This is a genomic window from Gaiella sp. (assembly GCF_035558935.1).
Taxonomy (GTDB): domain Bacteria; phylum Actinomycetota; class Thermoleophilia; order Gaiellales; family Gaiellaceae; genus Gaiella.
Genome location: NZ_DATMBZ010000078.1, coordinates 1 through 8625, shown reverse-complemented (window position 1 = coordinate 8625; position 8625 = coordinate 1). Strand labels below are relative to the sequence as shown.

General features: G+C 72.4%; 11 protein-coding genes. All 11 read left to right on the top strand.

Annotated features, from left to right (window positions below; genetic code table 11):
• Positions 1–235, top strand: a 235-nt coding sequence (locus tag VNM44_RS08085) for a type II 3-dehydroquinate dehydratase (RefSeq protein ID WP_325624788.1), incomplete at its 5' end; no start/stop codon positions are given.
• Positions 232–1272, top strand: coding sequence for a Xaa-Pro peptidase family protein (locus VNM44_RS08080; protein ID WP_325624786.1), 1041 nt, complete (start codon positions 232–234; stop codon positions 1270–1272). The genes VNM44_RS08085 and VNM44_RS08080, both read left to right, overlap by 4 nt.
• Before the next feature lie 14 nt (positions 1273–1286).
• Positions 1287–1853, top strand: coding sequence for an elongation factor P (efp, locus tag VNM44_RS08075; RefSeq protein ID WP_325624784.1), 567 nt, complete (start codon positions 1287–1289; stop codon positions 1851–1853).
• A gap of 48 nt (positions 1854–1901) precedes the next feature.
• Positions 1902–3704, top strand: coding sequence for a biotin/lipoyl-containing protein (locus VNM44_RS08070; protein WP_325624782.1), 1803 nt, complete (start codon positions 1902–1904; stop codon positions 3702–3704).
• Between the two features lie 3 nt (positions 3705–3707).
• Entirely contained in the window at positions 3708–5066 is a 1359-nt protein-coding gene (locus VNM44_RS08065; RefSeq protein WP_325624780.1) for an acetyl-CoA carboxylase biotin carboxylase subunit, read from the top strand.
• Positions 5063–5473, top strand: a complete 411-nt coding sequence (gene nusB / locus VNM44_RS08060; RefSeq protein WP_325624777.1) for a transcription antitermination factor NusB — start codon at positions 5063–5065, stop codon at positions 5471–5473. Before VNM44_RS08065 ends, nusB begins: the two co-directional genes overlap by 4 nt.
• A complete protein-coding gene (locus VNM44_RS08055) occupies positions 5470–5673 on the top strand; it encodes a hypothetical protein (RefSeq protein ID WP_325624774.1) in 204 nt (67 codons plus the stop codon). Before nusB ends, VNM44_RS08055 begins: the two co-directional genes overlap by 4 nt.
• The gene (locus VNM44_RS08050; protein ID WP_325624772.1) at positions 5660–6430 is read left to right on the top strand and encodes a polyprenyl synthetase family protein; all 771 of its coding nucleotides are present in this window, start codon (positions 5660–5662) and stop codon (positions 6428–6430) included. The genes VNM44_RS08055 and VNM44_RS08050 overlap by 14 nt, the downstream gene beginning before the upstream one ends.
• A gap of 3 nt (positions 6431–6433) precedes the next feature.
• Positions 6434–7198 (top strand): TlyA family RNA methyltransferase, encoded by a 765-nt coding sequence (locus tag VNM44_RS08045; protein ID WP_325624768.1) that lies wholly within the window; start codon positions 6434–6436, stop codon positions 7196–7198.
• Positions 7199–7211: 13 nt separating this feature from the next.
• Positions 7212–8030 carry an NAD(+)/NADH kinase gene (locus tag VNM44_RS08040; protein ID WP_325624766.1) on the top strand — a complete coding sequence of 273 codons (819 nt, stop codon included), beginning with the start codon at positions 7212–7214 and terminating at the stop codon, positions 8028–8030.
• 58 nt (positions 8031–8088) lie between these two features.
• A partial coding sequence (locus VNM44_RS08035) for an AAA family ATPase (RefSeq protein WP_325624762.1) occupies positions 8089–8625 on the top strand: 537 nt, incomplete at its 3' end.

Sequence of the window (8625 nt, the reverse complement as noted above, 5' to 3'; positions counted from 1 at the left end):
GGACGCGCTGATCGTCAATCCCGGGGCCTGGTCGCACTACAGCTGGGCGCTCCGCGACGCGCTCGAGCCGTTCTCGGGACCGGTCGTCGAGGTGCACATCTCCGACGTGGACGCCCGAGAGGAGTGGCGGCGTCTCAGCGTTCTCGAGGGGCTGACCGACGAGCGCATCACCGGAGAGGGAATCAACGGCTATCGGAGGGCGCTCGAGGCGCTCGCGAAACGGAGGGACGGATGAATCGGATCGAGCGACTCGCCTCGGGGCTCGACGACGCGCTGCTGGTCACCGGCCTCGTCAACGTGCGCTATCTGACGGGGCTGGAGAGCTCGAACGCAGCAGTCCTCGTCGAACCGGACGCGAACGCGACGCTCTACACGGACTTTCGCTACGCGGAGGCGGCGGCGGACATCGACGGCGTGACGTTCCACCGGACGCCGCGTGCGGTCGTCCCGGCGCTCGCGGAGCTGCTGTCGGGGCGGCGGATCGCCGTGGAGGCCTCGCATCTCTCGCTCGCCTCGGCGGACACGCTTCGCGAAGGCGGCGTCGCGCTCGTGTCGACGACCGGTGTCGTCGAGGCGCTGCGCGCGATCAAGGAGCCGGGCGAGCTCGACGCGATGCGACGGGCGGCGGCAATCTCCGACCGCGTCTACGAGGAGCTCGCCGAGCAGCCGTTCGTCGGCCGCACCGAGGCAGAGCTCGCGTGGTGGCTCGAGCAGGCGTGGCACGAGGCAGGCGCGGACGGGCCGTCGTTCGACGCGATCGTCGCCTTCGGCGAGAACGGCGCGCGGCCGCACGCGAAGCTGCGTGACGTCCCGATCCCCGAGGGCACGCTCGTCGTCGTCGACGCGGGTTGTTCCGTCGACGGGTATGCGTCCGACTGCACGCGCACGTTCTTCACGGGTCAGCCGGAGGGGCGGCTCCGCGAGATCTACGACCTCTGCCTGCAGGCGCAGCTCGACGCGCTCGCTGCGATCCACCCGGGCGCTTCGGGCCGGGACGTGGACGCGGCGTCGCGCGTGGCGATCGAGGCGGCCGGCATGGGGGAGAAGTACGGGCACGGGCTCGGCCACGGGGTCGGGCTGGACGTGCACGAGGAGCCGAATATGCGCCCGGAGTCGGATGCCGTGCTCGCCGTCGGGAACGTCGTCACGGTCGAGCCCGGGATCTACCTCGCCGGGGACGTCGGAGTGCGGATCGAGGACATGGTCGTCGTCACGGAGGACGGGTGCGAGCGCCTGACGTCGGTCACGAAGGAGCCGGTGGTCGTCGGCTAGTGTGGGCCGCCGTCATGGCCGACATCGTCAACACGAATCAGTTCCGAAACGGGATGCACATCGAGCACCGCGGCTCGGTGTGGCGCATCGTCGAGTTTCAGCACGTCAAGCCTGGGAAGGGCGGCGCGTTCGTCCGCACGAAGCTCAAGAACCTCGAGACGGGCTCCGTCGTCGAGGACACGTTTCGCGCGGGCGAGAAGTTCCCCCGCGTCCACACCGAGGTGAAGAACGTGCAGTTCCTGTACGACGACGGCGGCGACGCGCACTTCATGGACGAGGAGACGTACGACCAGTTCACGCTCCCGCGCGCGGACATCGCGACGGAGCTCGCGTACATGCTCCCGTCGTCGACCGTCCAGATCCTCCAGGTGAACGGCAAGCCGTCCGGGATCCAGCTGCCCGCCTCCGTCGAGCTCGCCGTGGCGGAGACCGAGCCCGGCGTGCGGGGCGACACGGTTTCCAACGTGACGAAGCCGGCGACGCTCGAGACGGGCGCCGTCGTCCAGGTTCCGCTCTTCGTCGAGATCGGCGAGCGGATCAAGGTCGATCCCCGCGAGTCCCGCTACATCTCCCGCGCCTGACCCCCGGGCCGCCGAGCGCTCACGGAGCACGCGGTAAGGTGCGGCGTCGTGCCGCAGCTCTTCGACACCACCGTCCGGCTGCTCTCGCAGGAGCCGCTCGCCGGGCGCGTGCCGACCGGCGACGTGCTGCGCGTCGCGGAGCTCCTCGACGGCGCCGGCTTCGCATGCCTCGAGGTGTCGGGCGGCGGCGTCTTCGACGCGTCGGTTCGCCGCGGAGTGGAGAGCCCCTGGGAGCGCATCCGCGCGATCGACGCGCGCACGACCACGCCTCTCGGGCTCGCGCTCCGCGGGCGCTTCCTGGTCGGATCGAAGCCGGTCTCGCAGGACATCGTCCGGCGCTTCGTCGCCTCCGCGGCCGACAACGGGATCGACGTCTTCCGCCTCCACGATCCGCTCAACGACGTCTCGAACCTCCGTGAGGCCGGCGAGGCGATCGTCGGCGCCGGCAAGGAGCTCCACGTGGGGCTCGTCTACAGCCCCGGCGGCCCGGGAGAGGTCGACGCCCTCGTCGAGCGGGCGGGCCGGCTCGCGGAGCTCGGCGCGTCGCGGGTGCTTCTCAACGACCCGACCGGCGGACTGCTGCCCCACGTGACACAGGAGCTGGTCGAGCGGCTCGGTGAGGCGAGCGGTCTCCCTGTCGGCCTCTACATCCAGGCCGCGGGCGGCACTGCGCTCGCAAACGCGCTCGTCGCGACGCGCGTCGGGGCGGACGTCGTGGCGACGACCGTCTACCCGCTGGCGCTGACGCTCCACCGCATCGCCGGCGAGTCGCTCGTGGAGGCGCTCGAGGGGCTCGGACGCCCCACCGGCGTCGACGTCGCGCGCCTCTGGGAGGCCGCAGACGTCGTCGACGAGCATCTGGGAGACGAGCCGCTCGCCCCGCTGGCCCCTCGGATCGCCGTGCGCGCCGCCGAGTACGACTTGCCCGCCGGGCTCGTCGCGGCACTCGACGCGCAGCTCCGCGCGCACGCGGCGGGCGACCGCCTGCTGGACACGCTCGCCGAGGTCGTGAGGATTCGCGAGGAATCCGGTCGACCGCCGCTCGCCGCGCCGATCGGGCAGATCCTCGGCTCCCAGGCATTCCTGAACGTCCTCTCGGCGCACCGGTACCGCACCGTGCTCGACGAGTTCCGCCAGCTCGTGACGGGCGCGTACGGGACGCCGCCCGCAGAGATCGAGCCGTCCGTGCGACGGGCCGTCGAGCTGCTCGGCGGCGACGCCCCGTCGCTCGAAGACGACCCCCCGAGCGCCGACGACGTCCGCGAGGCGGCCGAGGGGCTCGCGTCGTCGGAGGAGGACCTCGTGCTGCTTGCGATGTTCGGCGACGAGGCCGAGACGCTCCTTCAGACCATCCGCCAGCGCCACTCGCGCGAGGCGTCGCTCCTCGCGGGGGACGTCGACGCCCTGCGAGGCGAGCGGATCCGCGAGCTCGTCCGGATCGTCCAGGAGTCGGGCGTCGGTGAGATCGAGATCGAGGACGCGGGGATGCGGGTCTCCGTGCGCCGGGCGGACGAGCCCGGTGCCGTGCCGGCCCCCGCTGCGGGCGGTGTCGCCGTGGCGCCGGCCGTCGACGAGATCACCGTCACGGCCGAGACGGTGCGCGTCGAGTCGCCGATGCCCGGCGTCTTCTACCGTGCGCCGCAGCCCGGGGCGCCGCCGTTCGTCGAGGTCGGGGATGTCGTCGCCGCCGGGCAGACGCTGTGCGTCGTCGAGGCGATGAAGCTCTTCAACGAGTTGACCGCGGATCTCGACGGGCGCGTCCGGGCGATCCATGCCGACAACGGGCAGCCGGTCGAGTTCGGCACGCTGCTCTTCGAGCTCGACCCCGTCGGCGGCCCACCGGTCGTCTAGCCGATGTTCTCCCGCGTCCTCGTCGCCAACCGTGGCGAGATCGCCGTCCGTGTGATCCGTGCCCTGCACGAGCTCGACATCGAGGCGGTGGCGGTCTACTCGACCGCGGACAGCGAGGCGATGCACGTACGCCTCGCCGATCGGGCCGTGTGCATCGGCCCTCCCGCGGCCGGGGAGAGCTACCTCCGTATACCGAGCGTCGTCGCCGCCGCCGAGACGACGGGCTGCGAGGCGGTGCACCCGGGCTACGGCTTCCTTGCGGAGAACCCGGCCTTCGCTCGCGCATGCGCCGACAACGACCTGTTCTTCATCGGCCCCTCGCCCGAGGTGCTGGAGCGCCTCGGCGACAAGGCGACCGCGAAGGAGGAGCTTCGGGCCGCGGGGGTGCCGCTCGTGCCGGGGACCGCGGGCGCCGCTCCGCTCGAGGAGATCCGGCGGGTCGCGGACGCGATCGGCTTCCCGGTGATGCTCAAGGCAACCGCCGGAGGGGGCGGGAAGGGCATGCGGCTCGTGGACTTCTCCGAGGGCCTCGCCGAGGCGTTCGCGGCCGCCTCCGCCGAGGCCGATGCCGCGTTCGGGGACGGCTCGCTCTACCTCGAGAAGGTGGTCGCGCCCGCGCGCCATGTCGAGATCCAGGTCCTGTGCGACCGGCACGGAAACGTCGCGACGCTCGGCGAGCGGGAGTGCTCGATCCAGCGACGCCACCAGAAGCTCGTCGAGGAGTCGCCGTCGCCGGCGCTCGGGCCGGAGACGCGCGAGGCGATGGAGGCCTCCGTCGAGCGCGCGTGCCGTGCGGTCGGCTACGAGGGTGCGGGCACGTTCGAGTTCCTTCTCGGCCTCGAGGGCGAGCCGTACTTCATCGAGGTCAACTGCCGCCTGCAGGTCGAGCACCCGGTCACCGAGCTCCTCACGGGCGTGGACATCGTCCGTGAGCAGGTCCGGATCGCCGCCGGCGAGCCGCTCGGCGTCGCGGACCGCGCGCCGCGGAAGGGCCACGCGATCGAGGTACGGATCAACGCCGAGGACCCATCGCGTGGGTTCGCGCCCGCGCCCGGTCTCGTCGCGCGCTTCCGGCCCCCGCTCGGGCCGGGAGTCCGCGTCGACACGGCCGTCGAGGACGGATCGTCGATCCCGCCGTTCTACGACTCGCTGATCGCGAAGGTGATCGTCTGGGACGACGACCGGCCCGCGGCGCTCGCCCGCGCCGTGAGGGCGCTGGACGAGCTCGTCGTCGAGGGCATCCCGACGACGCGCGAGCTCGCGCTCGACGTCCTTCGCTCGGACGGTTTTCGGTCGGGCGCCTACTCGACCGGCTACCTTGACGAGATGGAGGACCACCTGCCCTCGCTCAGCTCCGGATGAGCGGCGAGACGGCGAGGCCGGCCGCGAAGCCGCTCGGGCGCAGGCACGCGCGGAGGCAGGCGCTCTTTCTGCTCTACCAATGGGACCTCACCGGCCAGCCGCTGGCCTCCCTCTTCGAGGGCGACCCGGACGAGTTCGCCGCGCGGCTCGCGACTGCCGTCTCCGAGCGGGCGCCGGCGCTCGACGAGCGTGTGACCGGCGCCTCGGAGGGGTGGCCCGCCGACCGTCTGGGTACGCTCGAACGGAACATCCTGCGGATCGGCGCCTACGAGCTCGAGGAGGAGACGGTGCCCGCGGAGGTCGCGATCAACGAAGCCGTGCTGCTCGCCAAGCGCTATGCGACCGACGAAGCAGCGCGGCTCGTCAACGGCATCCTCGGACACCTCAGCAGCGAGCGTGCCGCGTGACGACATCGGACGAGTCGCTGCAGCGCGCCGAGGAGCTCCTCGAACGGCTGAAGACCCGAGTCGATGCCCTCGAGGCGAGTGCGGACTCCGGCGGCGACGTCGACGAGGCCGTCGACGGTCTCGCCGAGATCGCCGAGCTTGCCAAGGAGATCGAGGCCGAAGTGCAGCGCGCCCGCCAGGCCGCCGATGCGGGCGCCTGAGGATCTGCGGACGCTCGTCGAGGAGGGCCTCGACGAGCTCTCGTTCCATCCGTCGCTCGCGGGGCTCGCCGAGCCGATGCGCTACGCGCTGGCCGGCGGCGGCAAGCGGATCCGGCCGGTCATCTGCCTCGCGACGACAGACGCCGCAGGAGGTCGCGTCGAGGACGCACTGCCGGCGGCGCTCGCGATCGAGCTCGTGCACACGTTCTCGCTCGTCCACGACGACCTGCCGTCGATGGACGACGACGACGAACGGCGCGGCCGCCCCAGCCTGCACGTCGCCTACGCAGACGGGGTGGCGTTGCTCGCGGGCGACGCGCTGCTCGCGGAAGGGCTCCGGCTCGCCGCGCGTCAGGAGCGTCCCGAGCCCGCGCGCGAGCTCGCCGACGCAACGCTCGGGATGATCGGCGGCCAGTACCTGGACGTCACGCGGGCCGACGTCGCGCTCGAGGAGCTCCACCGCCTGAAGACGGGGCGGCTCTTCGCCGCCGCCGTCGGCCTGGGGCTCTGGGCAGCCGACGTGCTCCCCGAGCATCAGCGACCCTGGCGCGCCTTCGGCGACGAGCTCGGGCTGCTCTTCCAGGCGGTCGACGACGTGATCGACGGGGACGGCTACGCGATCGAGCTGGGGGACGGCGCCGCCCGGGAGGTCGCCGCGGCCGCCGCGCGCCGGGCGCACGAACGACTCGCTGCGATCGGAGCCGACACGGCGGTGCTCGCGGAGCTCGTCGACGAGCTGGCGGTCCGAACCGCATAGAAGATGACGAAGAAGCGCCTCGACGTCGTGCTCGTCGAGCGCGGGCTCGCGGAGAGCCGGGCGCAGGCGCAGGCGCTCGTCATGGCGGGGCTCGTGCCCGGCTACGAGAAGCCGGGGCAGCAGGTCGCCGAGGACGTCCAGCTCGAGGTCGAGCGGAGGCCGCGATTCGTCTCCCGCGGGGGCGAGAAGCTTGCGCACGCGCTCGACGTGCTCGATGTCGACCCGGCAGGGAGGGACTGCCTCGACATCGGAGCGTCGACCGGCGGCTTCACGGACTGCCTCCTCCAGCGCGGCGCCTCACGCGTGATCGCCCTCGACGTCGGCCACGGTCAGCTCCACCCGAGGCTTCGGGCCGACGGCCGCGTCACCGTCCTCGAGCGCGTCAACGCGCGCCACGTCGACGCGCTGCCGTTTCCGCCGCAACTGATCGTCTGCGACGTCTCGTTCATCTCGGCGACGCGCGTCCTGCCTCCGGCAATCGCACTCGCGGCATCCGGCTGGGAGGCGCTCGTACTCGTCAAGCCGCAGTTCGAGGCGGGCCGGGCGGATGCCCCGAAGGGCGTCGTCCGCGACCCCGAGGTGCACCGGCGCGTCCTCGGCGACTTCTGTGCCACGGCCGCCTCCTGGGGTGCCCGGGTCGCGGGCGTCGTAGACTCGGGCCACCCGGGGCCGAAAGGGAACCGGGAGTTCGTCGTCCACCTGATCTCGAGCGAGACGCCCTCCGACCCCGATGAGCTCGACCGCTGGATCGACGACGCCGTCCGATAGGCGGGGCGGCCCCGTGACGCGGGTCGCGTTCATCACGCACGGCAGACCGGGGCAGGTCGGGGACGGCGTCGAACGGCTCATGGGGGTCGCCCGCGATGCGGGTGTCGAGTTGATCGTCGGGCCGGACGAGGCAGCGCGACACGGCCTCGAGCCCCACGGCGACCCGTTCGACGCGGAGCTCGTCGTCGTGCTCGGGGGCGACGGGACGATGCTCCGGGCGCTCCGGACGTTCCTCGGCACGAGGATCCCGGTGATCGGCGTCAACTTCGGGCGCGTCGGCTTCCTCAGCTCCATGCAGCCGGACGAGCTCGAGGTGGGCCTCGTGCGCGCCTTTCGGGGCGAGCTCGAAGTCGTCCGGCTCCCCACGATCGAGCTCGAGAACGGCGATGCCGCGCACATCGCGGTGAACGACGTCGTCGTCACCTCCGGCGAGCTCGGGCGGATGGTGGAGCTCGAATGGGCGGTCGGGGGCGAGGACCTCGGCAGCATCCCGTGCGACGGCATCATCTGCTCCACGCCGTCCGGGTCGACCGCTTACAACCTGTCGAACGGCGGGCCGGTGCTGATGTGGGGAATCGACGCCATGGCGACGACGTTCGTCGCGCCCCACTCGCTCCACGCGCGGCCGCTCGTCGTCCCGCGCGGGAAGGACGTCGTCGTCTGGAACCGGACGCCCGACGTGCCGGTCGTCGTGCTCGTCGACGGCCACCGGGTCGGCGAGGCGCCGCCTGGCGGCCGCGTGACCGTACGACTCGGCGACGCGCACACGCTCCTCGCGACGCTTCCCGACGCCACGTTCGTCAGCCGCTACCGCGCGGGCTTCTCCACGTAGCGCGCAGCGGCCCGAACGGCCACGTGTGCGGCTCGAGGCGCCGGTCTACGATCTTCACGTGTTGCGGAGACTGCGGATCGAGAATCTCGTCCTGATCCGCGAGGCGGAGCTCGAGCTTGATGCCGGGCTGGTGGCGCTGACGGGCGAGACCGGCGCCGGCAAGACCATCGTCACGCAGGCGATCGGCCTCCTGCTCGGCGCGAAGGGCGACGGGGCCTCCGTCGGCGTGGCGGGCTCCGAGACGTATGTCGAGGCAGAGCTCGACGTCCCCGACGGGTTCTTCGACGAGGACGGTCTCGAGCCTCTCCGCGACCTGCGGCCCGCCGACGAGCCCGGGCTCGTGGTCGCCCGGCGCGTGACGAAGGACGGGCGCTCGCGCGCCTACGCGTGGGGTCGCAGCGTTGCCCGCGACGACCTCGTCGCAGCGACCGAGCGGCTGCTTGCGCTCTCCGGGCAGTTCGCCCAGCGCCGGCTTGCGCGTCCCAGTCACCAGCTCGACCTCCTCGACGCGTTCGTCGGCGCGGAGCAGCGAACACGCCGGACGGAGGCCCGAGACGCCTGGCGGGCGCTGTCGGCCGCAACGCGCCGCGTCGAA